The organism is Streptomyces sp. NPDC050416, assembly GCF_044458845.1.
Classification (GTDB): domain Bacteria; phylum Actinomycetota; class Actinomycetes; order Streptomycetales; family Streptomycetaceae; genus Streptomyces.
The window spans coordinates 421,627-446,810 of record NZ_JBITII010000004.1 but is presented as its reverse complement, the minus strand read 5'-3'; the positions used below and the strand labels follow the sequence as shown (position 1 = coordinate 446,810).

The window sequence follows — 25,184 nt, the reverse complement described above, 5'->3', positions numbered from 1 at the left end:
CTGTTGGTGGGCATCCGGTGTGAGGAGTACGTTGCAAACAGGAGTGGAGATCGCGATGCGTACAGGCAGTGAACCGAGGACGGCGCGCAGTGCCCTGCGGGCGCGCTTCTGGCTGAGCCTGTGGGGGCTGGTCTGGGCGCTCTTCGGGACGGTCGCGTTCACGCTGGCCGGGCGGACCGGCTGGGCGATCGCCTGCGGCGCGCTGCTGCTGGTCGTCACGGTCGACCTCGTCATCGTCCTCAGGCACATCCGCCAGGGCCCGCACTACCAGCCGGGCCCCGACATCCCGCCCTACCGACCACCGGAAGATCATCCCTGAGGAAGACGGATCACCCCTGAGGGGGACAAGAGCGGCCGCTCACGCGTCGAAGCGCGCCGCCTTCAGAAACCGCGGGTTCGGGTCCAGCGCGGCGGCCAGGCGGAAGTGTCGCTTGGCCTGGTCGGGGCGGTTCTGTCGCTCATATGTGCGGGCGAGCGCGAAGTGCGCGAACGCGTTGTCCGGCTCGCGCTCCAGGACGATCGAGAACTCGAGTTCCGCGGGCCGCAGCTGCGCCGCGGCGAAGAAGGCACGGGCGCGCAGCAGCCGCGCGGCGGTGTTCTCCGGGTGCGCGGCGATGACTCGGTCGAGCAGCTTCACCGCGCCCCGCGGGTCCCGCGCGGCGAGCAGTTGCTCGGCGGCACGGAAGTCGATGACGTGCGTCTCCGGTGTACGTCCGGTCGAACCGCTGGTCTCGGGCACGGCAGAGTCCTTCCCTCACTGCAAGGGTTCAACGCCCCAGGGTGGTGCCGCTATTCCTGCGGGGACGGCCGGGACGCCTGCGACCTGCGCTCCAGCTCGGCCCACACGTCCTTCACGCGGCGCTCCAGGTCCGCCAGCGGGACGTCGTTGTCGATGACGATGTCGGCGATCTCCCGGCGCTGCTCGGGGGTCGCCTGGGTGGCCATCCGCGCGCGTGCGTCCTCCTCGGTCATGCCGCGCAGCCGGACGAGCCGGTCGAGCTGGGTTTCGGGGCTCGCCTCGACGACGATCACGACGTCGTACAGCGGCGCCAGGCCGTTCTCCGTGAGGAGCGGGACGTCATGCACGACGACCGCGTCCCCGGCGGCGGCCTCTTCGAGTTCGGAGGAGCGGGCGCCCACGAGGGGGTGCACGATCGCGTTGAGCGTGGCGAGCTTCGCCGCGTCGGCGAAGACGACGGAGCCGAGCCTGGGCCGGTCCAGACTGCCGTCGGCCGCGAGCACCTCCTCGCCGAAGGCCTCCACGACCGCGGCGAGCCCCGGCGTCCCCGGTGCGACGACCTCCCGCGCGATGCGGTCCGCGTCGATCAGCACGGCACCGCGCTCGACGAGCAGCCGTGACACCTCACTCTTGCCGGCGCCGATACCGCCGGTCAGACCCACCTTCAGCATGAGCCGAGCCTAGACGCTCCGCTTGGGATGCCGTGTAGGCCGTGTCGTTTAGGCCGTGTAGGGGGTGCGGGCCGGTGGGGCTGGTCGCGCGGTTCCCCGCGCCCCTGTCGGGGCACGGCTGTCAGCCGTCGCCTTCACGCTCCGCCAGGAACTTCTCGAACTCCCGGCCGATCTCGTCCGCCGACGGGATGTCCGCCGGCTCGGCGAGCATGTTGCCCCGGGTCTCGGCGCCCGCGATCGCGTCGTACTGGTGCTCGAGACCCTCGACGAGCGCGGTGAGGTCCTCGTCGCCCTCGCGGATCTGCCGGTCGATCTCCGTCTGGGTGCGGTGGGCGTCCGAGCGCAGCGCGTGGGCGATGCCGGGCAGCACCAGACCGGTCGCCGCCGTGATGGCCTCCAGGACCGTCAGGGCCGCGTCCGGGTACGGGGAGCGGGCGATGTAGTGCGGGACGTGGGCGGCGACGCCCAGGACGTCGTGCCCCGCCTGGAGCAGGCGGTACTCGACGAGGGACTCGGCGCTGCCGGGCACCTGTGCCTCCTCGAACGGGCTGCGGTGGCCCGGCACGAGGTCGGTGCGGTTGCCGTGCGGGGTCAGGCCGACGGGCCGCGTGTGCGGGACGCCCATCGGGATGCCGTGGAAGTTCACCGACAGGCGGACGCCGAGCCGCTCCACGATCTGCTTCACGGCCGCGGCGAAACGCTCCCACTCCACGTCCGGCTCGGGGCCGGACAGCAGCAGGAACGGCGCTCCCGTGGCGTCCTGGACCAGCCGCACCTCGATCGCGGGGTCCTCGTAGTCGCTCCAGCGGTCGCGCTTGAACGTCAGCAGCGGGCGGCGCGCGCGGTAGTCCACGAGCCGGTCGTGGTCGAAGCGGGCGACGACCTGGTGGGGCAGCGAGTCGAGCACCCGGTCGACGATCTGGTCGCCCGTCTCGCCCGCGTCGATGTATCCGTCGAAGTGGTAGAGCATGACAAGACCGGCCGACTCCTGGGCCAGCGCCATGTCGACGACGGCCAGCCCCTTCGGCTCCCATGCGTACAAGCTCTGCGGATCAAGCACAGTGACCGCTCCTCCTCGTGTTCCTACTCCACAACGCCGTTGCGGGCATGGGCATTCCCGGAGGAGGAGAACTTCGATCTTGGCGGGCGGGGCGACGCCCTTCTTGAGGGGCGCGGGGAACTGCGCGACAAGCCCCCGCCGGCCGGCGGTCGAAAACCGAGCCCGACACACACCGAGGGCCCGCACCGGGAAAGGTACGGGCCCTCAGTCAGGAGCTACAGCTCAGTGGGCGTTCAGCTCTGCCCACCCGCCAGCTTCTCTCGCAGGGCGGCAAGCGCCTCGTCCGAGGCCAGCGCGCCGGAGTTGTCCGGGCCCTCGGAGGAGTACGAACCGCCACCACCGGACGCGGCCGGAGCGGCGGCCTCGCCACCACCCTCGGCAGCGGCCTTCTCGTCCGCCTCGCGGGACTTGATGACCTGCGCCTGGTGCTGCTCGAAGCGCTGCTGCGCCTCGGCGTACTGGCGCTCCCACTCCTCGCGCTGCTTCTCGTAGCCCTCGAGCCAGTCGTTGGTCTCGGGGTCGAAGCCCTCGGGGTAGATGTAGTTGCCCTGGTCATCGTAGGACGCGGCCATGCCGTACAGGGTCGGGTCGAACTCGACCGTCGACGGGTCGGCACCGAAGGCCTCGTTGGCCTGCTTCAGCGAGAGGCTGATGCGGCGGCGCTCGAGGTCGATGTCGATGACCTTGACGAAGATCTCGTCGTTGACCTGGACGACCTGCTCCGGGATCTCCACGTGGCGCTCGGCCAGCTCGGAGATGTGGACCAGACCCTCGATGCCCTCGTCCACGCGGACGAACGCACCGAACGGGACCAGCTTCGTGACCTTGCCGGGCACGACCTGGCCGATCTGGTGGGTGCGGGCGAACTGCTGCCACGGGTCTTCCTGGGTCGCCTTCAGCGACAGGGAGACGCGCTCGCGGTCCATGTCGACGTCGAGGACCTCGACCGTGACCTCCTGGCCGACCTCGACGACCTCGGAGGGGTGGTCGATGTGCTTCCAGGACAGCTCGGAGACGTGGACCAGACCGTCGACGCCACCCAGGTCCACGAAGGCACCGAAGTTGACGATCGAGGAGACGACGCCGGAACGGACCTGACCCTTCTGGAGGGTCGTGAGGAACGTCTGGCGGACCTCGGACTGGGTCTGCTCCAGCCAGGCACGGCGGGACAGGACCACGTTGTTGCGGTTCTTGTCCAGCTCGATGATCTTGGCCTCGAGCTCCTTGCCCACGTAGGGCTGGAGGTCGCGAACGCGGCGCATCTCGACCAGGGAGGCCGGGAGGAAGCCACGGAGGCCGATGTCGAGGATGAGACCACCCTTGACGACCTCGATGACGGTACCGGTGACGATCCCGTCCTCTTCCTTGATCTTCTCGATGGTGCCCCAGGCACGCTCGTACTGGGCGCGCTTCTTCGAGAGGATCAGGCGGCCTTCCTTGTCCTCCTTCTGGAGAACAAGGGCCTCGATCTCGTCGCCGACGGCGACGACCTCGTTGGGGTCGACGTCGTGCTTGATCGAGAGCTCGCGGCTCGGGATCACACCTTCGGTCTTGTAACCGATGTCGAGCAGGACCTCGTCCCGGTCGACCTTCACGATGACGCCGTCGACGATGTCGCCGTCGTTGAAGTACTTGATCGTCTCGTCGATCGCGGCGAGGAAGGCTTCCTCGTTACCGATGTCGTTGACCGCTACCTGCGGAGTGGTGGCGGTGGTCTCGGTGCTGCTCGTCATGTGGGAAAGGGCTCCGGTACGGACATTGAAGTCGTAGGTACTGCTACGCCGGGAGCCCGTTTCGCTCTGCAGAAGCCGGACAGCCAAGGAAGCGCCACACAAGATCGGTGGCGCCTCGACAACCGAGGGGACATACATACAGATGCGAGCGCAGCCTGCTACGTCTGAGGTGCGCAGGCCCGCAGCGCAACTTGTAGCATACGGGGGCAGCCGGGCAGGGTCAATGCGCGAAGCCGCCCACCCGGGGCGGAACACCGCATACCCGGCACAAGTCGTGTCGTCCGAGGCCACGCAGGGCGTGTGACGCCCCTTCGGGACACCTCCGGGACCGGCTGGACGGAAGAGTACGACGAGGGAGCCGATCATCCAAGAGCCCGAAGCGTCCGAACCGGAGGCGACCCGGCGTGACGCAGATGCCACCGAGAGCTCCCGGGCCAACCGGGGCTGGTGGGACCGCAACGCGGACGAGTACCAGACCGAGCACGGCACCTTCCTCGGCGACGACCGCTTCGTGTGGGGCCCCGAGGGTCTGGACGAGGTGGAGGCCGAGCTGCTCGGCCCGCCGGAGGAGCTGAAGGGCAAGAACGTCCTGGAGATCGGCGCGGGCGCGGCGCAGTGCTCGCGCTGGCTGGCCGGCCAGGGAGCCCGCCCGGTGGCCCTGGACATCTCGCACCGGCAGCTGCAGCACGCGCTGCGCATCGGCGGACCGTTTCCCCTGGTGTGCGCCGACGCCGTGGCGCTGCCCTTCGCGGACGGCTCGTTCGACCTGGCCTGCTCGGCGTACGGCGCGCTGCCCTTCGTCGCCGATCCGCGCCTGGTGCTGCGGGAGGTGCGCCGGGTGCTGCGGCCCGGGGGCCGTCTGGTCTTCTCGGTGACGCACCCGATCCGCTGGGCCTTCCCGGACGAGCCCGGCCCGGAGGGACTGTCGGTGTCGGGTTCGTACTTCGACCGCACGCCCTACGTCGAGCAGGACGAGGAGGGCCACGCGGTCTACGTGGAGCACCACCGCACGCTCGGCGACCGCGTCCGGGACGTGGTGGCCTCGGGCTTCCAGCTGGTGGACCTGGTGGAGCCGGAGTGGCCGGCCTGGAACACCTCCGAGTGGGGCGGCTGGTCGCCGCTGCGCGGGAACCTGATCCCCGGAACGGCGATCTTCGTGTGCGTACGAGACTGAGTGCGTGATCCGTTACGACGCTCTGGACGCCCTGCCCGTACGCGGTGCCCTGCCCGCCCTGGAGGACGCCCTGGAGGGGCACGGGACCGCCGTGCTCGTGGCACCGCCCGGGACCGGCAAGACGACCCTGGTGCCCCTGGCCCTGGCGGGGCTGCTCGGGGAGGGGCCCCGGCGGCGGGTGATCGTCGCCGAGCCGCGACGGATCGCGGTCCGGGCGGCGGCGCGGCGGATGGCGTGGCTGCTGGGCGAGAAGGTCGGCGAGAGCGTCGGCTACACCGTGCGCGGGGAACGCGTCGTCGGGCGGCACACACGCGTGGAGGTCGTCACGACCGGTGTGCTGGTGCAGCGGGTGCAGCGGGACCAGGAGCTGGGCGGTACGGACGTGGTGGTGCTCGACGAGTGCCACGAGCGGCATCTGGACGCGGACACGGCGGCGGCGTTCCTGTGGGACGTGCGGCAGACGCTCCGTCCGGAACTGCGGCTGGTGGCCGCCTCGGCGACGACCGACGCGCAGGGGTGGGCCGAACTGCTGGGCGGCGCTCCGGTGGTCGAGGCCCGCGGGACGGCGTATCCGGTGGAGGTCGTGTGGGCGCCGCCGGTTCGGCCCGTACGGCCGCCGCACGGGATGCGGGTGGATCCGGCGCTGCTGACGCATGTGGCGTCGGTGGTGCGGCGGGCACTGGCCGAGCGGGACGGGGACGTGCTGTGTTTCCTGCCGGGCGTGGGTGAGATCGCCCGGGTCGCCGGGCAGCTCGGGGGGCTCGGGGACGTCGAGGTGCTGCAGGTGCACGGGCGGGCGTCCGCGGCCGTCCAGGACGCCGTGCTGGCCGGCGGGGAGCGGCGCCGGGTGGTGCTGGCCACGTCGGTGGCGGAGTCGTCGCTGACGGTTCCCGGTGTGCGCGTGGTCGTCGACTCCGGGCTGGCGCGGGAACCACGCGTCGACCACGGCCGCGGGCTGAGCGCGCTGACGACGGTACGGGCGTCGCAGGCGGCCGGGCGGCAGCGGGCGGGGCGGGCCGGGCGTGAGGCGCCCGGGGCCGTGTACCGGTGCTGGGCGGAGGCCGAGGACGCGCGTCTGCCGCGTTTCCCGTCGCCGGAGATCAAGGTGGCCGACCTGACGGCGTTCGCGCTTCAGGTGGCCTGCTGGGGGGGTCCGGACGCGTCCGGGCTGGCGTTGCTGGATCCGCCGCCGGGCGGGGCGATGGCGGCGGCGCGGGATGTTCTGGCGGCGGTGGGGGCCGTCGACTCCGCCGGCCGGGCCACGGAGCGGGGCGCTGCGCTGGCTCGGCTGGGGGTTCATCCGCGGCTGGGACGGGCCTTGGTGGATTCCCTTCCCTTCATGGGGGCCGAGTGCGCCTCGGAAATCGTCGCCCTGTTGAGCGAGGAGGCGCCTCGGGAGTACGGCGATGATCTCGCGGGTGCGTTGCGTCGTGCCCGGCGTGGGGGTGACGCCTACTCCGGGCGGTGGCGGAGCGAGGTTCGGCGGCTGCGGGCCGTCGTTTCGGGGGTTTCCCACCCGCTCATCCGTAGCTCGCATCAAGAGGCACAAGTCGACGCGAGGGCGAACTCCTCGGAGGAACACCAGGTGGGGCTCGTCGCCGCTCTCGCCTTTCCCGAGCGTGTCGCCAAGGCCGACGGTGGGTCGTATCTCATGGCGTCGGGAACCCGTGCCGAGGCCGGCGACGGGAGCGCGCTGCGCGGTTCCCCCTGGATCGCTGTCGCCATGGCCGACCGGCCCGTCGGCAAGGGCCACGCGCGCGTGCAGCTCGGGGCTGTCGTCGACGAGGAGACCGCCCGGCTCGCGGCCGGCGCGTTGCTGGAGGAGCGGGACGAGGTCTTGTGGGACGGCGGCGACGTCGTGGCGCGGCGGGTCGAGCGGCTGGGGGCCGTGGAGGTGGCGGCGCGGCCGCTGAAGGACGCCGATCCGGGGCTGGTACGCGGTGCGCTGCTCGACGGGCTGCGGCGTGAGGGGTTCGGGGTGCTGCGCTGGTCGCCGGAGGCCGGTGTCCTGCGGCAGCGGCTGGCGTTTCTGCGGCTGCATCTCGGTGAACCGTGGCCCGACGTGTCCGACGACGCGCTCCACGCGCGCGTGGAGGAGTGGCTGGAGCCGGAGCTGAGCCGGGCCCGGCGGCGGGCCGATCTGGCGCGGATCGACGCCGGAGAGGCGCTTGCGCGGCTGCTGCCCTGGGCCTCCGGAGAGGCCGGGCGGCTCGACGAGCTCGCCCCCGAGCGGATCACGGTGCCGAGCGGGTCGAGGATCCGCGTCGACTACTCCCGGCCCGAGCAGCCCGTACTGGCGGTGAAGTTGCAGGAGATGTTCGGGCTCCAGGAGTCGCCACGGGTCGCCGGGGTGCCGTTGCTCGTGCATCTGCTGTCCCCGGCCGGGCGTCCGGCCGCCGTCACGGCCGACCTCGCCTCGTTCTGGAAGGAGGGCTACAAGGGCGTGCGGGCGGAGCTGCGCGGGCGCTATCCGAAGCATCCCTGGCCCGAGGACCCGGCCGGGGCGGAACCCACCCGGTACACCAGCGCCCGGCTCAGGCGCTGACGGCCGCCGGTCAGGCGCTGACCGGTGACGGTTCCTCGGCATCCGTGGGGGCCGGGCCGGACGGGCGGCGGCTGCGGGCCTCCAGGTAGAGCGCGAGGGCCAGCAGGAGGATGCCGAGAGCCAGGGAGCCCCACGGCAGGTAGGACGTCATCAGCAGGATGAGCAGGCGCTGGGACTTCACCAGGTCGACGGTGTGCGTGATGTAGTCCTCGCGCATCTTCACGTGCCCGGCGAACGCGGTCACCTTCTCCCGGTCTCCGAGGAGGGTGCCGCCGCGCAGCTCCTCCTTGTGGAGTTCCTCGCCGTAGACGGGGGCGCCGGTGACGGGTTCGACCCAGAACTTGCGGACCGTGGTGTACCAGCGGGTCGTGCCGGTCTCTGCGACGGACTCGAGGGTGAGGCCCTTCACGGGCAGGGTCTTCGGGATCCGCACCTTGGTCCAGGGGATGGTCTGCTCGAAGTAGTAGACCTCCAGGCCGCGGAAGTCCTGGGTGCCCTTGTAGTGGATGGGGGCGGTGACGCGGGCCTGGGCGTCGAAGTACTCGTAGTCCCGTTTCTCCGTGAGGAACGGCCATTTGAACTCGATGCCCTCGCGGCGCACCGGGTCGCCGTCGACCATCTCGCCGGTGGCGTGGACGGGGTCCTGGGTGTGGGCGTCGAAGACGTAGCGCTCGGGGATCTTCGACACCATCTCGCCGTCGGGGCCGACGACGTAGGACAGGCCGTCCCAGACGACCACGTCGCGGCCCGCCGACTCCTCGATCCGCTCGGAGGCCTCCACGTTGCCCTTGAGGGTCTGCACGATGGTGACCTTGGGGACGGTGCGGGCCCGCATCGTGCCGTAGTCGAGGAGGGTGGCGTTCTGCGCCTCCAGGACCATGTCCTGGTACTGGTTCGCGGGGACCTTGGCGAGGCGCGGGAAGGCGTACCAGCGCAGCAGCGGGGACAGCGCCGCGAAGAACACGGCGAGGGCGAGCAGGACCAGGCCGGCCTTGCGGCGCATCTCGGCCTCCCTCCCGGGCGGGCGGTCAGGGGTGTGCGGGCACCGTCGTCAGCAGGGGCTTCGGGGACGTGCCGCCCGAGGGCTGTGCGAGGGCGGTCAGCGTCAGGACCACGGCGAACGCGGCGGCGAGACCGATGGCGGCGGCGACAAGGGCACGCATACGGGGCCTCCCCACGAACGGAGCTGATGCACCGTCAGGTTTCCCGGCACCGTAGCAACGCGCGGCGGAGATGAGAACACGTTGCACACACAACGACGCCCCTCTTGAAAGAGGGGCGTCGTCCGTCGTACCTGAGAGCTACGCGCTCGGACTGGCCGAAGGGCTCGGTGAGGACGTCTCGGCAGCCGCCACGGTCAGTTCGACGGTGAGGGTCGCTCCGCCTTCGGTGTTGACGCGGAGCAGGAACGTGCCGCTGGTGTCGTCCGCGTAGAGCCTGGGCAGCGTCAGCAGTCCCTTCGCGTCCGTCTTGAGGCCCGTCAGGGTGCGTACGGCCTTGCCGTCGGCGTCCTTGAAGTAGGGGCCCTTGTCGTTGGCGGTCGGGTCGTCGGCCGACTTGATCAGGGTGGCGGTTGCCGCGACGCCGTCGGCGACGGCGCCCTGGTACGTCGCCTTCACCTGGACCCGGTTGGCGAACTCGCCGCCCGGAACACAGGTCAGCGGGGCGTCGCCGGTGCGCGCGAGCTTGTCGGCGGCGCGCTCGGTGACGGTGGCCGTGTAGTCGAGGCCCGCTACCGTGCGGCCCACGACGGTGGCCCGGACGGTGACGTCGCCCGTCTTCTCGCCCGCCTGGAGTGCGGGCGCGACGGCCACTCCGGAGCTGTTGGTGGCGACCGTGGCCACGCTCTCGCCGCCCGCGAAGGTGGTGTCCGTGTCGCCGAGGATCGTGAAGCGGATCCTGACCTTGGCGACGGCCTTGCCGGCCTTCGTCTCGGCGCGGGTGCTGATCCGCTTGGTGAACGCGTCACCCGCCATCGCGGTGAGCTTCGCCGTCCCGGCGTCCTCCAGGTGGTGCACCGTGTCGGTGGGCGTGGGGGGCGTCGAGGGCGGCGTGCTCGGGGAGTTCGGCGGGGTCGTGGGCGGAGTGGAGGGCGGGGTGGTGGGCTTCGTGGGCTGGGTGCCGCCCCCGCCGGGCTTGTCGGGCCTGGGACTCGGCCTGGGCTTGGAGCCGCCCCCTGCCTGCGTGCCGGGTGTGCTCGGCGTGGAGGGGCTGGGGCTCGCCCCGGCCCCGTCGTCGCTGCGGTTGCCGGGCAGCGTGCCCGTGCCGTCGGGGACTTCGTGCGTACCCTTGCGGTAGTACTCCAGCCACCGCATGACCAGGTTCAGGTACTCACGCGAGTTGTTGTAGCTGAGGATCGCGCGGTCGAGGTCGTTCTGGTCGGACAGGTCCCAGTTGTTGCGGCACAGGTAGTGGCCGGCGGCGAGTGCGGCGTCGTAGACGTTGTTGGGGTCCTTCTTGCCGTCACCGTTGCCGTCGCGGCCGGCCCAGGCCCAGGTGGACGGGATGAACTGCATGGGGCCGACGGCCTGGTCGTAGCTGCTGTTGCCGTCGTAGGCGCCGTTGTCGGTGTCCCTGATGAGGGCGAAGCCGTTGCCGTCGAGCTGCGGGCCGAGGATCGGCGAGATTGTGGTGCCGTCGGCGGTGACACGGCCGCCGCGGGCCTGGCCCGATTCCACCCGGCCGATGGCCGCGAGGAGTTGCCAGGGCAGGTTGCAGCCGGGCTTGGAGTCGCGCAGCGCGGCCTCGGCCTTCTTGTAGGCGTCGAGGACGGTGGCGGGGATGCCCGCCTCCGGGGTGCCGGAGGGCGTGGGGGCCGGCCCGGTGCTCGGTGACGGGCTCGGGCTGTTGAGCGGCGGCAGGTCCGTGTAGTACGGCGAGTTGCCGGTGGCGCTGCCGTCGGAGGCACTCGCGTCGGGTGAGGGCGTGGCGTCCGCGGTCGGCTGTCTGCCGTGGTCGTTCACGCCCGGAGCCTGGGAGGCGGACAGGGCCGCGACCGCTACCGCGGCCACGGCGGTGGTTGCCGCCCCCTTGCACAGCCTCCTGCCGAATTGCGCCGCCATAGAGTGAACCCCTCCCGTGGACGCCCGAGCGCCCGTCTCTGTCTGTCGCGCGCTTGTGTTGCGTACGCGTACTTCTGTTGCGCTCGCTCTGTTGTGACGATCGACCGGCCCCAGCGGTTGCCCTCCGACAGGCCCGTCTCCTGCCACCGGCACGGTGACCCTGGCGACCCTACGACAACTTCCTTTGCTCGGGCACCCGTTCGTGCCCGTTTTTCACCAGTTGGTCATGCGGCGGGCGCGGTGGGAGGGCCGGTGTTCGGAATCCCGCATACTGGGCCCTCGATCGCCCGGGCAACGACCGTCACGAGGAGCCGAGTTGCCGTTCACGCTGAGCCATGCGGCAGCCGTACTGCCCGCCGTACGCACCGACGGCACCGGCCGGGGCCCGCTGGTGCCCGCCGTGCTCGTGGCGGGTTCCTTCGCGCCCGACATGACCTATTACGCGGCGAGCGCGGTGTCGGGGGCGATGGAGTTCGGTGACGTCACGCACTCGTTCCCGGGTGTGTTCACGGTCGATGTGCTCATCGCCTGGGCGCTGGTGGGGCTGTGGCTGCTGCTGCGCGAACCACTGGTGGCGCTGCTGCCTCGGGCCCGCCAGGGGCGGGTCTCCGCGCTGGTGCGGTGCGGAGCGCCACGCGCGCGTGTGCGGCCGTCCCTGGTGCTGGGGTGGTACGCGTCCGCGGTGCTCGGCGCGCTGACCCATGTCGTGTGGGACGCGTTCACGCATCTCGACCGGTGGGGGATGCGGCTGTTTCCGGTGCTGGGCCGGGAGGTGGCGGGTTCGCCGCTGTACTGGTACCTGCAGTACGGCGGTTCGGCGGTGGCCGCTGTCGTGATCGCCGTGTTCGTGGCGACGGCCGTGCGGCGGGCGCCGGTGCGCGAGCCGGTGGGGGTCCCCGCTCTGTCGGTACGGGACCGGTGGCTGGCCGGTGCGGTGATCGGCGGCTTCGCGCTGGCGGGGGCGGTGCAGCGGGCGTCGCGGTGGTGGGCCTACTGGGCTTCGAGCGCGAAACCGTGGGAGATCATTCCGACGGTGTGCTTCGGGGCGGGCGCGGGGCTCGTCCCGGCGCTGCTGCTGTACGCCGTGGGGGTCAGGGCGTGGCGTCCGGCTCCGGTCCCGGCCCCGGGCGGTCCTGACCGCCTCGATGACGCGGAGCCGAGCCGGTCTGCCGCTCGCTGAGGGGTGCTGTCGTCGCGATGTACACGGTGATGGTGGTGTGTGCGGGGCGGCGGGGCCGTGGGAGCAGGGTCAGGACGAGCGTCAGGTAGCTGCGGGCCAGGTCCGCCCAGGGGCGGCCGGTCCTGCCGGGGCGGTCGGCAGGGCCCCGGTGCTGGGCTGCAGGGGCTTTGCCGCTGGTGAGACCGAGGATTTCGGCCACGTCGTCCGGGCTGGTGAGACCTGGGACGGCGGACAGGTCGCCGGCACCGGTGAGACCCGGGAGGCCCGTCATGTCGCCGGCGCCGGTGCGACCGGTCGCGGCGGACGCCTCGGCGGCGCGTGTGGGATCGGCCGGCCGTCGGCCCTTGGCCAGGCGCTGCCGGAGGTCCGCCGTCGTGCGGCGCAGGGCCGTGGTGAGGCCGGCGGGGACGCGGACCGTGCTTGCGGCGGCCGCGAAGGGCGGGACCGGCGGGAGTGCCACGCCTGGGGCCGTGCGGCAAAGGAGCGTGCGTATACCCATGCCCGCATCCTTGCGACCGCCGGGGGCGGGGGCCTTTTGTCGGGGGCCACGCGAGTGACGTTTCTGCGGGGGTTCAGCGGGGTGGGGGGCGGCGGCCCCAGCTCAGGACCTGGCCGGGGGCACCCCGAAGTGGAGGGCGGGTGCCCCCCGGCCCAAGAATTCGGCCGAGGGCACCCCGCGCCGGGGTTAGTGCGCCGCCGACTCCCAGTCCGGACCCGCGCCCAAGGGGACGCGGAGGTGGACGGCGTTCCCCATCTCGCGAGCGAGTGGCTTCCGCCCCGGTCCACCGGGGTGGGAGGCGGGTGCCCCCGGCTCAAGACCCGGCCGAAGGCACTGCGCGCCGGGCTCAGTGCGCCGCCGACTCCCAGTCCGGACCCGCGCCCACCGAGACGCCCAGGGGGACACGGAGGTGGACGGCGTTCGCCATCTCGCGGCGGACGAGGTCCTCGGCGGCCGCCCGCTCGCCGGGGGCGATCTCCAGCACGATTTCGTCGTGGACCTGGAGCAGCATGCGGGAGGCGAGGCCGGCCTCCTTCAGCGCGCTGTCCACCTTGAGCATGGCGATCTTGACGATGTCGGCCGCCGTGCCCTGGATGGGCGCGTTGAGGGCCATGCGCTCGGCGGCCTCACGCCGCTGGCGGTTGTCGCTGTTGAGGTCGGGGAGGTAGCGGCGGCGTCCGAAGAGCGTCGCCGTGTAGCCCGTCGCCCGGGCCTCGTCGACCGCCCGGCGCAGATAGTCCCGTACGCCGCCGAACCGCTCGAAGTACGCGTCCATCAGGGCGCGGGCCTCCGCCGCCTCGATGTTCAGCTGCTGGGAGAGGCCGAAGGCGGACAGCCCGTAGGCCAGGCCGTACGACATGGCCTTGATCTTGCGGCGCATCTCGGCGTCCACCGCGGTCGGCTCGACCGAGAAGACCTGGGAGGCGGCCGTGGTGTGCAGGTCCTCACCGGAGGTGAACGCCTCGATCAGGCCCTCGTCCTCGGAGAGGTGGGCCATGACGCGCAGTTCGATCTGGCTGTAGTCGGCCGTCATCAGGGACTCGAAGCCCTCGCCGACGACGAAGCCGCGGCGGATCGCGCGGCCCTCGTCGGTGCGGACCGGGATGTTCTGCAGGTTCGGGTCCGTCGAGGACAGGCGGCCGGTGGCGGCGACCGTCTGGTTGAACGTGGTGTGAATGCGGCCGTCCGCGGCGATGGTCTTGATCAGGCCCTCGACGGTGACCCGCAGCTTGGCCTGCTCGCGGTGGCGGAGCATGATCACCGGCAGTTCGTTGTCCGTCTGTGTGGCGAGCCAGGCGAGCGCGTCGGCGTCCGTGGTGTAGCCGGTCTTCGTCCGCTTCGTCTTGGGCAGGGCCAGCTCGCCGAAGAGGACCTCCTGGAGCTGCTTGGGCGAGCCCAGGTTGAACTCGTGCCCCGCTGCCGCGTGGGCCTCCTTCACGGCCTGCTGGACGGCGCCGGCGAACATCTGCTCCATGGCCTCCAGGTGGGGCCGGTCGGCCGCGATGCCATGCCGCTCCATGCGGGCGAGCAGCGCGGACGTGGGCAGCTCCATGTCGCGCAGCAGGTCGGCGGCGCCGACCTCCTCCAGGCGGCCCTCGAAGGCCTCGCCCAGGTCGAGGACGGCGCGGGCCTGGATCATCAGGGCCTCGGCCTCGGCGCCCTCGTCCGCGCCGAAGGCGAGCTGGCCGTCGGCCGCGGCGGCGGGGGCCAGCTCACGGTGCAGGTACTCCAGGGACAGCGCGTCCAGGTCGAAGGAGCGGCGGCCCGGCTTGACCAGGTAGGCGGCGAGCGCGGTGTCCATGGTCACGCCCTCGACGCTCCAGCCGTGCTCGGCGAAGACCCGCATGGCGCCCTTGGCGTTGTGGAAGATCTTGGGCCGGGCGGCGTCGGCGAGCCAGGCCGCGAACGCCGTCTCGTCGGCCTCGTCCAGCTGGGAGGGGTCGAACCAGGCGGCCGCTCCGCCGGGCGCGGCGAGCGCGACCTCGGCGACCGAGCCGGCGCCGAGCGCCCAGGCGTCGACCGTGGCGACGCCGAGGGGCCCGGTGCCGTGTTCGGTGAGCCAGCCGGTCAGCTCGCCGGTGCCGAGCACCGTGCCGTCCAGCTGCACGCCGTCCGTGCTGATGGGGGTGGTCTCGGCCTCCTCGGCGCCGGGGTCGACGGCGAAGAGCCGCTCGCGCAGGGAGGGGTTGCGGATCTCCAGGGTGTCCAGGACCATCGCGACGGCCTTGCGGTCGTAGGCGGTCCGCTCCAGGTCCGTGACGCCCTTGGGCAGCTCGACCTGGCGCTCCAGCTCCGTGAGCCGGCGGTTGAGCTTGACCGCTTCCAGGTGGTCGCGCAGGTTCTGCCCGGCCTTGCCCTTGACCTCGTCCACGCGCTCGACGAGTTCCGCGAAGGAGCCGAACTGGTTGATCCACTTCGCGGCGGTCTTCTCACCGACGCCGGGGATGCCGGGGAGGTTGTCGGAGGGGTCGCCGCGCAGGGCCGCGAAGTCGGGGTACTGCGCGGGCGTCAGCCCGTACTTCTCGAAGACCTTCTCGGGGGTGAAGCGGGTCAGCTCGGAGACGCCCTTGGTCGGGTACAGCACGGTCGTGTGCTCGCTGACCAGTTGGAAGGAGTCACGGTCGCCGGTGACGATCAGTACCTCGAAGCCCTCGGCCTCGGCCTGCGTGGCGAGGGTGGCGATGACGTCGTCCGCCTCGAAGCCGTCGACCGCGAAGCGGGCCGCGCCCATCGCGTCGAGGAGCTCGCAGATCAGCTCGACCTGCCCCTTGAACTCGTCGGGGGTCTTGGAGCGGTTCGCCTTGTACTCCGTGAACTCCTGCGACCGCCAGGTCTTGCGGGAGACGTCGAAGGCGACGGCGAAGTGCGTGGGCGCCTCGTCGCGCAGTGTGTTGGCCAGCATCGACGCGAAGCCGTAGATCGCGTTCGTCGGCTGGCCCGTCGCGGTGGTGAAGTTCTCCGCGGGCAGCGCGAAGAACGCTCGGTAGGCCAGCGAGTGCCCGTCCATGAGCATCAGTCGTGGGCGGCTGCCGCCGGAGGTCTGGTCGGTCGTCTTCGATGCTGTCTCTGCCACGCCCCCGATCCTGCCACGCCCCACTGACACTCGGCCCCGGCCCCGACACCGCGCACGCCCGGGACGACCGTCGCCACGGCCCTCCCCACGCGCGTGCGCCCGGGCCGGGCCGCCGCACCAGCCCTCCCGACGCATGCCCCGGGGGCGGGCCGTCGCCCCCGGCCCTCCCGACGCGTACGCCCAGGGGCCGCCGCCCCACAACTCCCGACGCGCGTGCGCCCGGGGGCGGGCCGCCGCCCCGGCCCCCCGACGCGTGCCCCCGGGGCGGCCCGTCGCCCCAGCCCTCCCCTCACGCGACGTCACCGCAGCGTGCGAGGATCGGAGACGTACCTCACAGCGCGGTCGAAGGGGAGTGTGCGATGGCGACGAAGCCGCCCAAGAGTGATCCGGTTCAGGACGCGCCGCAGGTCGCCGGACCGCAGCACGCGGCAGCGGGCCTCCCCGCGATCGGGCACACGTTGCGAGTCGCCCAGCAGCAGATGGGTGTGAAGCGCACGGCGCTGACGCTGCTGAGCGTGAACCAGAAGGACGGCTTCGACTGCCCGGGCTGTGCCTGGCCGGAGCCGGAGCACCGGCACAAGGCGGAGTTCTGCGAGAACGGCGCGAAGGCCGTCGCCGAGGAGGCCACGCTGCGCCGGGTCACGCCGGAGTTCTTCGCCGCGCACCCGGTCGCCGACCTGGCCGGCCGCAGCGGCTACTGGCTGGGCCAGCAGGGCCGCCTCACCCACCCCGTGTACCTCCCCGAGGGCGGCACGCACTACGAGCCGGTGACCTGGGAGCGCGCCTTCGACATCGTCGCCGAGGAGATCGCCGCCCTCGCCTCCCCCGACGAGGCCGTCTTCTACACCTCGGGCCGCACCAGCAACGAGGCCGCGTTCCTCTACCAGCTCTTCGCCCGCGAGCTCGGCACGAACAACCTGCCCGACTGCTCGAACATGTGCCACGAGTCGTCCGGCTCGGCCCTGTCGGAGACGATCGGCATCGGCAAGGGCAGCGTCCTGCTGGAGGACCTCTACAAGGCCGACCTGATCATCGTCGCCGGCCAGAACCCGGGGACGAACCACCCGCGCATGCTGTCCGCCCTGGAGAAGGCCAAGGCCAACGGGGCGAGGATCATCAGCGTCAACCCGCTGCCCGAGGCGGGCCTGGAGCGCTTCAAGAACCCGCAGACCCCGCAGGGCATGCTCAAGGGCGCCGCGCTGACCGACCTGTTCCTGCAGATCCGCCTCGGCGGGGACCAGGCCCTGTTCCGTCTGATCAACAAGCTGATCGTCGAGACGCAGGGCGCCGTCGACGAGGCGTTCGTCCGGGAGCACACGCACGGTTACGAGGAGTTCGCGGAGACGGCCCGCGCGGCCGACTGGGACGAGACACTCGCGGCGACCGGCCTGACCCGGGAGGACATCGAGAAGACCCTTGGCATGGTCCTCACCTCCGAGCGGACCATCGTCTGCTGGGCGATGGGGCTCACCCAGCACAAGCACTCGGTGCCGACGATCAAGGAAGTGGTCAACTTCCTTCTCCTGCGCGGCAACATCGGCCGCCCGGGCGCGGGCGTGTGCCCGGTGCGCGGCCACTCGAACGTGCAGGGCGACCGCACGATGGGCATCTTCGAGCGCCCCGCCCCGGCGTTCCTGGACGCCCTGGAGAAGGAGTTCGGCTTCGCCCCGCCGCGCGAGCACGGCTACGACGTCGTACGGGCCATCCGCGCGCTGCGCGACGGCGAGGCGAAGGTCTTCTTCGCCATGGGCGGCAACTTCGTCTCCGCGTCCCCGGACACGGAGGTCACCGAGGCGGCCATGCGGCGGGCCCGGCTGACCGTGCACGTGTCGACGAAGCTGAACCGCTCGCACGCGGTCACGGGCGCGCGCGCCCTGATCCTGCCCACCCTCGGCCGTACCGAGCGGGATCTGCAGGGCAGCGGCGAGCAGTTCGTGACCGTCGAGGACTCGATGGGCATGGTGCACGCCTCCCGGGGCCGGCTGGAGCCCGCGAGCCGGCATCTGCTGTCCGAGCCGGCCATCGTCTGCCGCCTGGCCCGCCGTGTGCTGGGCGAGAACAGCGCCACGCCCTGGGAGGAGTTCGAGAAGGACTACGCGACGATCCGGGACCGCATCGCGCGCGTCATCCCCGGCTTCGAGGACTTCAACGCGCGCGTGGCCCGCCCCGGCGGCTTCACGCTCCCGCACGCCCCGCGCGACGAGCGCCGCTTCCCCACGGCCACCGGCAAGGCCAACTTCACGGCGGCGCCCGTGGAGTACCCGGAGCTGCCCGAGGGCCGTCTGCTGCTCCAGACGCTGCGCTCGCACGACCAGTACAACACCACGGTCTACGGCCTCGACGACCGTTACCGCGGCATCAGGAACGGCCGCCGGGTGGTGCTGGTCAACCCCGAGGACGCGCGTGCCCTGAAGCTAGCGGACGGCGATTACGTCGACCTGGTCAGCGAGTGGAAGGACGGCGTGGAGCGCAGGGCGCCGGGATTCCGCGTCGTGCACTACCCGACGGCCCGGGGCTGCGCCGCCGCGTACTACCCGGAGACCAACGTGCTGGTGCCGCTGGATGCCACGGCGGACACCAGTAACACCCCTGCCAGCAAGTCCGTCGTGGTGCGTCTGGAACAATCGGCGACCGACTGAGCGTTTGCTCAGCCACGAAGGTGAGACCGCTGATCTGGACGAACGGAGACCGGGCCCCATGGGTGAACAACAGCACGTGAAGTTCCCGCAGGAGGTCATCGACGAGTACGCCGCTCTCGGTGTGGACCTCCCGGCCCTGTTCTCCGCGGGCCACCTGGGGACCCGGATGGGCGTCCAGATCGTCGAGGCGTCGGCGGACCGGGTGGTCGGGACGATGCCGGTCGAGGGCAACACCCAGCCCTACGGACTGCTGCACGGCGGGGCCTCCGCGGTGCTGGCCGAGACGCTGGGCTCGGTCGGCTCGATGCTGCACGGCGGCAGCTCCAAGATCGCCGTGGGAGTCGACCTGAACTGCACGCACCACCGCGGGGTGCGCTCCGGCCTCGTCACCGGTGTGGCCACGCCCGTGCACCGGGGGCGTTCGACCGCCACGTACGAAATCGTCATAACCGACGAAAACGATAAAAGGGTGTGCACGGCCCGGCTGACCTGTCTGCTGCGCGATGTGAACCCGGGCGACGAGCAGCTCATCCGCGCCGCGAGCTGACGACGTAGGGAAAACCCTGGAAGGGCGGGCGCGCTCTTGTCGCGGCCGCCCTCGCGCGCTTCACTGACGCTCCACCCCCACAGGAGAAGACCCGTCCCACCCGTAGAAGGGTTTCTCTTGACCTCCGTACGCGCCTTCGCCGTCACCGCAGCGGCCGGTGCCGCCGTGCTCGCCACCGCGCTGCCGTCCTCCGCCATCAACTCCTACAACGCGACGCCCGCCCCCGAACGCACCGAGGTCGGCGCGCTCGTGGCCACTTGGGACAACGACGGCGACCCCGCGACCCCCGACCGGGTCGACTGGGTCTGTTCGGGCACCATGATCGACGCGGACACCTTCCTGACCGCCGCGCACTGCACCTCCGACTGGCCCGACAACGTGCGGTTCTACGTGTCCCTGGACCAGGACGTGCAGTCCGGGCTCGACGCGGCGGCGAAGAAGTACCCGGGCGACCCGGCCGTGCAGGCCGCCGCCGTCGCCGTCCCGGGCACCGCCCACACCCACCCCGACTACCCGGGGCCCGCCTCCGACACCCACGACATCGCGGTGATCGAACTGCCCGCCGCCAAGGTCAAGGACCGCTGGAGCTTCACCCCGGCCACCCTGCCCACCGCGAACCAGCTCGGCAGACTCGGCCCGCAGGGGCTGAACGCCACCGACTGGCTCGTCGCCGGCTACGGCACCCAGGAAGCCGTCAACGGCCCCGGCGGCCAGACCCACCCGGGCGGTGGCGTCCGCATGAAGGCACCCGTCACCTTCGACGCCCTCAACAACTCCTGGGCCCGGCTGGCGATGACCGCCCCGCAGGGCAACGGAGGCGCCTGCTACGGCGACTCGGGCGGCCCCAACTTCGCCGTCATCGGCGGCAGGAGCATCCTCGCCGCCACCACCATCACCGGCGACACCCCCTGCTACGCGACAAACGTGACATACCGCCTGGACACCCCGGGCGCCCGCGCCTTCCTCTCACCGTTCGTGAAGCTCCCGTAACCTCGCGCCCCGGCACGACCGACCGCCCCGCCGCACCACACACCACCAGGTGCGGCGGGGCACCGCCCCCGGGGGGCGGATCCGCCCCCGCTCCCGCGGCCCCATGAGTCGACGAACCCGACCGGGCGCTCGGCCCCGTCAACCCCCGGCCTACTCGGATCGAAGTGGACGTCATCCCCGCAAGCCCGGCCGGCAGGTTCGCCGACCGCCCGCCGCTCGGTCACACCGAGGACGCGCGACCCCGTGAAGGTGGCCGCGACCGCCTCGCCGTTCGTGAATCTGCCGAAGCCCTCGCATGGCGCACCACCAGGTGCGACGGGGCACCACCCGCGGGCTGCGGATCAGCCCCTCGCCCCCGGGACCCAGAGGCAATGAACCTCGCCGGGCGAGGCCCTCGCGCCCGTCAACCCGGCGTGCGCGGCGGAAGTTCGACGGCATCAGCGCCGGCGCGGCACGCCCGGCCGGTTCGCCGGCCGATGGACTGTCCGGTAACCCCGGGGACGCGCGATGACCGCGATCCATGGCCGCGTTCACCCCCTCACCACCGACGGCCGGCCCTGAGCTCCCGCCCCCGGCTCCCGCATGAGCGGGCGATCGAGGCCCGCCCCGGCGCTTACCGGTCCTCACCGATCGAGGCCCGCCCCGGCGCTTACCCGGTCCTCACCAAGCCGGCCGATAAGCCGACCCCCCGCATCACCGCAGAAATCGCCTTTCCCGCCGGGCCGGAACTCCCCCCGGACACGGACTCCCCCTTTTCTCGGCGTAACGCTCCGTAACGCACGTGCAATAGAACAGCTCACTTTCACCTTCGGCCGCACCCACTCCCGGGAACTCGCCGCCCCCGTTCGCACCGCCCGCGCCCCGGTGGCCGCACGATCTCAGCCATGGCCAACCGGAAGTGCGCGTTCTCAGAATGCGGACCAGGGAGAAAATCCACCAAACCCGCCGAGAGGGCCCGCCACCGAAGCCGGGCATCCATCGCGTCATAACAAGAAAGTCACAAGCCAGCCCACGCCGCTGACCCTGCCTCCACACGGGCTTAGAGTCACGGCCAGTCACCGCTCCATCGGGAGTTCGGTACCAGCGCGGCACTCACCCCCCGACCAGGGCGGGCCTGCCTGTGAAAGGACTGATTGTGCGACAGCGTTCCTTGGTGATTCTTACCTCCGTTCTGACGACCGGAGCTCTGACTCTCACCGCCTGCGGCTCCCGAGACGACAGCGGTGACAAGAGCGGAGACAGCGGCAACGGCACCACGCTGACCATCGGCGTCGACGCCCCCCTGTCCGGTGAGAACTCCACCACCGGCCTCGGCATCCAGTACGGCGCTCAGATCGCCGTCGACGACGCCAACAAGAACAACTGGGTCCCGGGCGTGAAATTCAAGCTCAAGGCCCTGGACGACAAGGCCCAGCCCGCCACCGGCCAGTCCAACGCCACCACCTTCACCGGCGACAAGACCGCCGTCGGCGCCGTCGGCCCGCTGAACTCCGGCGTCGCCCAGACGATGCAGCAGGTCTTCGCCTCGGCCAACATGGTCCAGATCTCCCCGGCGAACACCGCCCCCGAGCTGACCCAGGGCAAGAACTGGCAGACGGACAAGAAGCGTCCGTTCAAGACGTACTTCCGTACCGCCACCACCGACGAACTCCAGGGCAGCTTCGCGGCCGGCTACGCGTACAACGGCCTCAAGAAGAAGAAGGCCTTCGTCGTCGACGACAAGCAGACCTACGGCGCCGGCCTCGCGAAGATCTTCAACGAGCAGTTCAAGAAGCTCGGCGGCAAGGTCGTCGCCACCGACCACGTCAACACCGGCGACAAGGACTTCGGCTCCCTCGTCACCAAGATCAAGAACTCCGGTGCCGACCTGCTCTACTACGGCGGCCAGTACGACGAGTCCGCGCTGATCACCAAGCAGCTCAAGGACGCCGGCGTCAAGATCCCGCTGTTCGGCGGCGACGGCATGTACGCCTCCACCTACATCGAGGCCGCCGGCAAGGCCGCCGAGGGCGACCTCGTCACCGCCATCGGTGTCCCCGCCGACACTCTTCCCGCCGCCAAGCAGTTCATCCAGACGTACAAGGACAAGGGCTACAAGGGCGACTACGGCGCCTACGGCGCCTACGCCTACGACGCCACCACGGCCATCATCAAGGCCGTCAAGGCCGCGGCCGACGCCAACGGCGGCAAGGTGCCCACCGACATCAACGACCTGCGCTCCAAGGTCGTCGACGGAGTCCAGAAGTCCGACTTCGAAGGCCTCACCGGCAAGGTCTCCTTCGACCAGTACGGCGACACCACCAACAAGCAGCTGACGGTCTACCAGGTCGAGAAGGGCGCCTGGAAGGCCGTGGAAACCGGCACCCCCGACGACCTCAAGTAGGTCCGGCCCCCACTAGCCGCACCACGGGCCGCGCGGGAGGAGGACCCCGACCGCGCGGCCCGTTTTCACACCCCCACACAGCACGCGACCACGCACGCATCCAGTGCACACGACCACCAGCGACATGGAGGCCATGCGGTGAACACCCTGCCGCAGCAGCTGGCCAACGGGCTGCTTCTAGGCTCGATGTACGGGCTGATCGCCATCGGCTACACGATGGTGTACGGCATCGTCCAGCTCATCAACTTCGCGCACGGCGAGATCTTCATGACCGGAGCGTTCGGCGCTCTCACGGTCTACTTCTACATCCTCCCCGACGGCACCTCGATGGCCCTCGCCGTACCCCTGATGCTCATCGGCGGCGCCCTCGTGGCCATCCTCATCGCCGTCGGAGCGGAACGGTTCGCCTACCGGCCACTGCGCGGAGCCCCACGACTGGCACCCCTCATCACCGCCATCGGCCTCTCCCTGGCCCTCCAGGAAGTCGTCCGCAACTTCTACCCCGGCGCCGACCGCGCCCGCGCCTTCCCCGGCCTCGACGCCACCCACGACATCGGCTCCGTCACCATCAAGGACGCCGACATCTTCCTCATCCTCGCCGCCGTCATCTGCATGGCCGCCCTCGCCTTCTTCGTGCGCCGCAGCCGCACCGGCCGCGCCATGCAGGCCACCGCGCAGGACCCCGACACCGCGCAGCTGATGGGCATCGACACCAACCGCATCATCGTCATCGCCTTCGCCATCGGCGGCTTCTTCGCCGCCGTCGCGGCCGTCGCCTACGGACTCAAGTACGGCAACGTCGACTACCGCATGGGCTTCCTCATGGGCCTCAAGGCGTTCACCGCGGCCGTCCTCGGCGGCATCGGCAACATCTACGGCGCCATGCTCGGCGGCGTCGTCCTCGGCATCGCCGAAACCCTCGCCTCCGCCTACATCGACGAAATCCCCGGCATGTCGCAGCTCGGCGGCCAGAGCTGGGCCAACGTGTGGGCCTTCTGCCTCCTCATCCTCGTGCTCCTGTTCCGGCCCCAGGGCCTGCTCGGCGAGCGCGTCGCGGACAGGGCGTGATCACATGACCGAGACGACCAAGAAGACCCCAGCGCCGGACGCCGCCCCCACCCCGACGCCCGCCCTGCGCGGTCTCATACCCCTGCCCGCCGCGGCCGCCCGCGCCCTGCTGCTCGCCGGCGGCATCGCCACCGCCGCCTCCGCGTTCCTCGCCTGGACCTGGACCGCCGAATTCCCCGGCGACCTCACCATCAACGGCTACCCCGGCGGCCTGCAGTGGCTGACCTTCACCGCCGGCGTCCTCACCGCCCTGTTCGCCCTCGCCGGCTATGGCGTCCGCGGCCTCGGCTGGCTGCTGCCCGCCCGCAACAACGCACCCCTCGTCCTCACCGCCCTCGGCGGCTTCGCCGTCACCTGGTTCACCGTCATCGCCATCAGCGCCGAACTCGGTGGCATCGTCAACCTCGAACCCGGCGGCTGGATCGCGGCCATCGCCTCCCTCCTGCCCCTCCTCGGCGCCTTCGCCCTCCCCCAGGAGAAAAGCACCGACGGCACCAAGGCAGCCCTCAAGGCCTACATCGCCAAACCCGACCGCATCCCCCCCGCCAACCTCGGCAACGGCTGGGTCCAGCGGGCCGTCATCACCGCCGTCACCATCATCGGCCTCGGCGTCTTCACCTACGGCATCGACACCGAGTACGGCGAACTCTTCGTCGGCTACCTCTTCGTCGTCACCTTCGCCATGTGGGCACTGCACACCGCCGGCCTGCTCGACCGCTTCTCCCAACTGATCGCCGGCAACCGCAGCTTCACCCTCGCCATGGGCTTCGCCGCGGCCATCGCCTTCCCCTTCACCCAGACCGACGACCACTACGCCAACATCGGCGTCAACATCCTGATCTTCGGGACCGTCGCCCTCGGCCTCAACATCGTCGTCGGCCTCGCCGGACTCCTCGACCTCGGATACGTCGCCTTCCTCGGCGTCGGCGCCTACACCGCCGCCCTCGTCTCCGGCTCCGAGTTCTCCACCATCTCCGGCGTCCACCTGCCCTTCTGGGCCTCCGCCCTGGCAGGCGCCGCAGCCTCCCTCGTCTTCGGCGTCCTCATCGGCGCCCCGACCCTGCGGCTGCGCGGCGACTACCTCGCCATCGTCACCCTCGGCTTCGGAGAGATCTTCCGCATCGCCGTCAACAACATGGACGGCGACTCCGGACCCGACGTCACCAACGGCCCCAACGGCATCGCCAACATCCCCGACCTGAACCTCCTCGGCTTCAACTTCGGCCAGGCCCACGACATCGGCGGATTCACCCTCGGCCGGTTCGCCAACTACTACCTGCTGATGGTCCTCATCATGGCCATCGTCGTCCTCGTCTACACCCGCGCCGCCGACTCCCGCATCGGCCGCTCCTGGATCGCCATCCGCGAGGACGAGACCGCCGCCACCGCCATGGGCATCAACGGCTTCCGCGTCAAGCTCGTCGCCTTCGCCCTCGGCGCCGCCCTCGCCGGCCTCGCCGGCACCGTCAGCGCCCACGTCACCTACAGCGTGGTCCCCACGCCGTACCAGTTCGCCGGCTCCACCCCGCCCAACTCCGCGTTCCTCCTGGCCGCGGTCGTCCTCGGCGGCATGGGCACGGTCGCAGGCCCGCTCCTCGGCGCGGCCCTGCTCTACCTGCTCCCCGAGAAGCTGGTCTTCCTCCAGGACAAGTCGCTCCTGGCCTTCGGCATCGCGCTTATCCTGCTGATGCGCTTCCGCCCCGAAGGCATCATCGCCAACCGCCGGCGCCAGCTCGAGTTCCACGAGACCGGCCAACTCGACGTACCCAAACAGACCACGCTGACCGACGAACCGGCCGTCACCAAGGCGGGGGCGTAACC

At 71.2% G+C, this 25,184-nt stretch carries 19 protein-coding genes; 10 read left to right on the top strand and 9 right to left on the bottom strand.

Annotation, left to right across the window (positions count from 1 at the left end; all coding sequences use genetic code 11):
* The first annotated feature begins 55 nt into the window (after positions 1–55).
* Complete coding sequence (locus tag ACIBL4_RS15295; protein ID WP_399410075.1) at positions 56–319, top strand: DUF6343 family protein; 264 nt, start codon at positions 56–58, stop codon at positions 317–319.
* A 39-nt stretch (positions 320–358) separates the two neighbouring features.
* Here ACIBL4_RS15295 and ACIBL4_RS15290 read toward each other — a convergent pair whose 3' ends face one another.
* From ACIBL4_RS15290 to rpsA, 4 genes are all read right to left on the bottom strand, one after another.
* Complete coding sequence (locus ACIBL4_RS15290) at positions 359–739, bottom strand: tetratricopeptide repeat protein (RefSeq protein ID WP_356923100.1); 381 nt, start codon at positions 737–739, stop codon at positions 359–361.
* A 50-nt stretch (positions 740–789) separates the two neighbouring features.
* Positions 790–1,410 (bottom strand): dephospho-CoA kinase, encoded by a 621-nt coding sequence (gene coaE, locus ACIBL4_RS15285; RefSeq protein WP_399410072.1) that lies wholly within the window; start codon positions 1,408–1,410, stop codon positions 790–792.
* Between the two features lie 121 nt (positions 1,411–1,531).
* Complete coding sequence (locus ACIBL4_RS15280) at positions 1,532–2,470, bottom strand: PAC2 family protein (protein ID WP_399410070.1); 939 nt, start codon at positions 2,468–2,470, stop codon at positions 1,532–1,534.
* A 233-nt stretch (positions 2,471–2,703) separates the two neighbouring features.
* On the bottom strand, positions 2,704–4,203 hold the full coding sequence (rpsA, locus tag ACIBL4_RS15275) for a 30S ribosomal protein S1 (RefSeq protein WP_399410068.1): 1,500 nt from the start codon (positions 4,201–4,203) through the stop codon (positions 2,704–2,706).
* A 361-nt stretch (positions 4,204–4,564) separates the two neighbouring features.
* On the opposite strand from rpsA, the gene ACIBL4_RS15270 reads away from it, so the two are divergent.
* Both ACIBL4_RS15270 and hrpB read left to right on the top strand, forming a co-directional pair.
* Positions 4,565–5,377 (top strand): class I SAM-dependent methyltransferase, encoded by an 813-nt coding sequence (locus ACIBL4_RS15270; RefSeq protein ID WP_399410588.1) that lies wholly within the window; start codon positions 4,565–4,567, stop codon positions 5,375–5,377.
* A gap of 4 nt (positions 5,378–5,381) precedes the next feature.
* A complete protein-coding gene (hrpB, locus tag ACIBL4_RS15265) occupies positions 5,382–7,922 on the top strand; it encodes an ATP-dependent helicase HrpB (RefSeq protein ID WP_399410066.1) in 2,541 nt (846 codons plus the stop codon).
* 10 nt (positions 7,923–7,932) lie between these two features.
* Here hrpB and ACIBL4_RS15260 read toward each other — a convergent pair whose 3' ends face one another.
* The 3 genes from ACIBL4_RS15260 to ACIBL4_RS15250 all read right to left on the bottom strand — a co-directional run bounded on the left by ACIBL4_RS15260 (position 7,933) and on the right by ACIBL4_RS15250 (position 10,984).
* On the bottom strand, positions 7,933–8,925 hold the full coding sequence (locus ACIBL4_RS15260) for a DUF3068 domain-containing protein (protein ID WP_399410064.1): 993 nt from the start codon (positions 8,923–8,925) through the stop codon (positions 7,933–7,935).
* 25 nt (positions 8,926–8,950) lie between these two features.
* The gene (locus tag ACIBL4_RS15255; RefSeq protein WP_356923094.1) at positions 8,951–9,085 is read right to left on the bottom strand and encodes an SPW_0924 family protein; all 135 of its coding nucleotides are present in this window, start codon (positions 9,083–9,085) and stop codon (positions 8,951–8,953) included.
* A 138-nt stretch (positions 9,086–9,223) separates the two neighbouring features.
* Complete coding sequence (locus tag ACIBL4_RS15250) at positions 9,224–10,984, bottom strand: lytic transglycosylase domain-containing protein (protein ID WP_399410062.1); 1,761 nt, start codon at positions 10,982–10,984, stop codon at positions 9,224–9,226.
* 316 nt (positions 10,985–11,300) lie between these two features.
* Between ACIBL4_RS15250 and ACIBL4_RS15245 the strand changes: the two genes are divergently transcribed.
* On the top strand, positions 11,301–12,164 hold the full coding sequence (locus ACIBL4_RS15245; protein ID WP_399410060.1) for a DUF4184 family protein: 864 nt from the start codon (positions 11,301–11,303) through the stop codon (positions 12,162–12,164).
* On the opposite strand, the gene ACIBL4_RS15240 is transcribed toward ACIBL4_RS15245, so the two are convergent.
* Positions 12,076–12,663, bottom strand: coding sequence for a hypothetical protein (locus ACIBL4_RS15240; protein ID WP_399410058.1), 588 nt, complete (start codon positions 12,661–12,663; stop codon positions 12,076–12,078). The two genes, ACIBL4_RS15245 and ACIBL4_RS15240, sit on opposite strands and share 89 nt — an antisense overlap.
* 346 nt (positions 12,664–13,009) lie before the next feature.
* On the bottom strand, positions 13,010–15,736 hold the full coding sequence (gene polA / locus ACIBL4_RS15235; protein WP_399410056.1) for a DNA polymerase I: 2,727 nt from the start codon (positions 15,734–15,736) through the stop codon (positions 13,010–13,012).
* A 359-nt stretch (positions 15,737–16,095) separates the two neighbouring features.
* Here polA and ACIBL4_RS15230 point away from each other — a divergent pair, with 359 nt between their 5' ends.
* The 6 genes from ACIBL4_RS15230 (at position 16,096) to ACIBL4_RS15205 (ending at position 25,182) form a co-directional block, all read left to right on the top strand.
* Positions 16,096–18,375: an FdhF/YdeP family oxidoreductase gene (locus ACIBL4_RS15230; RefSeq protein WP_399410054.1), complete on the top strand. Its 2,280-nt coding sequence runs from the start codon at positions 16,096–16,098 to the stop codon at positions 18,373–18,375.
* A 58-nt stretch (positions 18,376–18,433) separates the two neighbouring features.
* Positions 18,434–18,922, top strand: coding sequence for a PaaI family thioesterase (locus tag ACIBL4_RS15225; protein ID WP_399410051.1), 489 nt, complete (start codon positions 18,434–18,436; stop codon positions 18,920–18,922).
* 117 nt (positions 18,923–19,039) lie between these two features.
* A complete protein-coding gene (locus ACIBL4_RS15220; RefSeq protein ID WP_399410049.1) occupies positions 19,040–19,912 on the top strand; it encodes a trypsin-like serine protease in 873 nt (290 codons plus the stop codon).
* 1,150 nt (positions 19,913–21,062) lie between these two features.
* Positions 21,063–22,295, top strand: a complete 1,233-nt coding sequence (locus ACIBL4_RS15215) for a branched-chain amino acid ABC transporter substrate-binding protein (RefSeq protein ID WP_399410586.1) — start codon at positions 21,063–21,065, stop codon at positions 22,293–22,295.
* A gap of 138 nt (positions 22,296–22,433) precedes the next feature.
* Positions 22,434–23,363, top strand: a complete 930-nt coding sequence (locus ACIBL4_RS15210) for a branched-chain amino acid ABC transporter permease (protein ID WP_399410047.1) — start codon at positions 22,434–22,436, stop codon at positions 23,361–23,363.
* A 4-nt stretch (positions 23,364–23,367) separates the two neighbouring features.
* Entirely contained in the window at positions 23,368–25,182 is a 1,815-nt protein-coding gene (locus tag ACIBL4_RS15205) for a branched-chain amino acid ABC transporter permease (RefSeq protein WP_399410045.1), read from the top strand.
* The last annotated feature ends 2 nt before the right edge of the window (positions 25,183–25,184 follow it).

Bases quoted from the DNA above. Each gene is read 5' to 3' on its own strand.
- ACIBL4_RS15295 (WP_399410075.1), top strand. From the start codon at position 56: ATGCGTACAGGCAGTGAACCGAGGACGGCGCGCAGTGCCCTGCGGGCG.
- ACIBL4_RS15225 (WP_399410051.1), top strand. From the start codon at position 18,434: ATGGGTGAACAACAGCACGTGAAGTTCCCGCAGGAGGTCATCGACGAG.
- ACIBL4_RS15260 (WP_399410064.1), bottom strand. From the start codon at position 8,925: ATGCGCCGCAAGGCCGGCCTGGTCCTGCTCGCCCTCGCCGTGTTCTTC.
- ACIBL4_RS15250 (WP_399410062.1), bottom strand. From the start codon at position 10,984: ATGGCGGCGCAATTCGGCAGGAGGCTGTGCAAGGGGGCGGCAACCACC.
- ACIBL4_RS15205 (WP_399410045.1), top strand. From the start codon at position 23,368: ATGACCGAGACGACCAAGAAGACCCCAGCGCCGGACGCCGCCCCCACC.
- rpsA (WP_399410068.1), bottom strand. From the start codon at position 4,203: ATGACGAGCAGCACCGAGACCACCGCCACCACTCCGCAGGTAGCGGTC.
- ACIBL4_RS15255 (WP_356923094.1), bottom strand. From the start codon at position 9,085: ATGCGTGCCCTTGTCGCCGCCGCCATCGGTCTCGCCGCCGCGTTCGCC.
- ACIBL4_RS15240 (WP_399410058.1), bottom strand. From the start codon at position 12,663: ATGGGTATACGCACGCTCCTTTGCCGCACGGCCCCAGGCGTGGCACTC.
- coaE (WP_399410072.1), bottom strand. From the start codon at position 1,410: ATGCTGAAGGTGGGTCTGACCGGCGGTATCGGCGCCGGCAAGAGTGAG.
- ACIBL4_RS15230 (WP_399410054.1), top strand. From the start codon at position 16,096: ATGGCGACGAAGCCGCCCAAGAGTGATCCGGTTCAGGACGCGCCGCAG.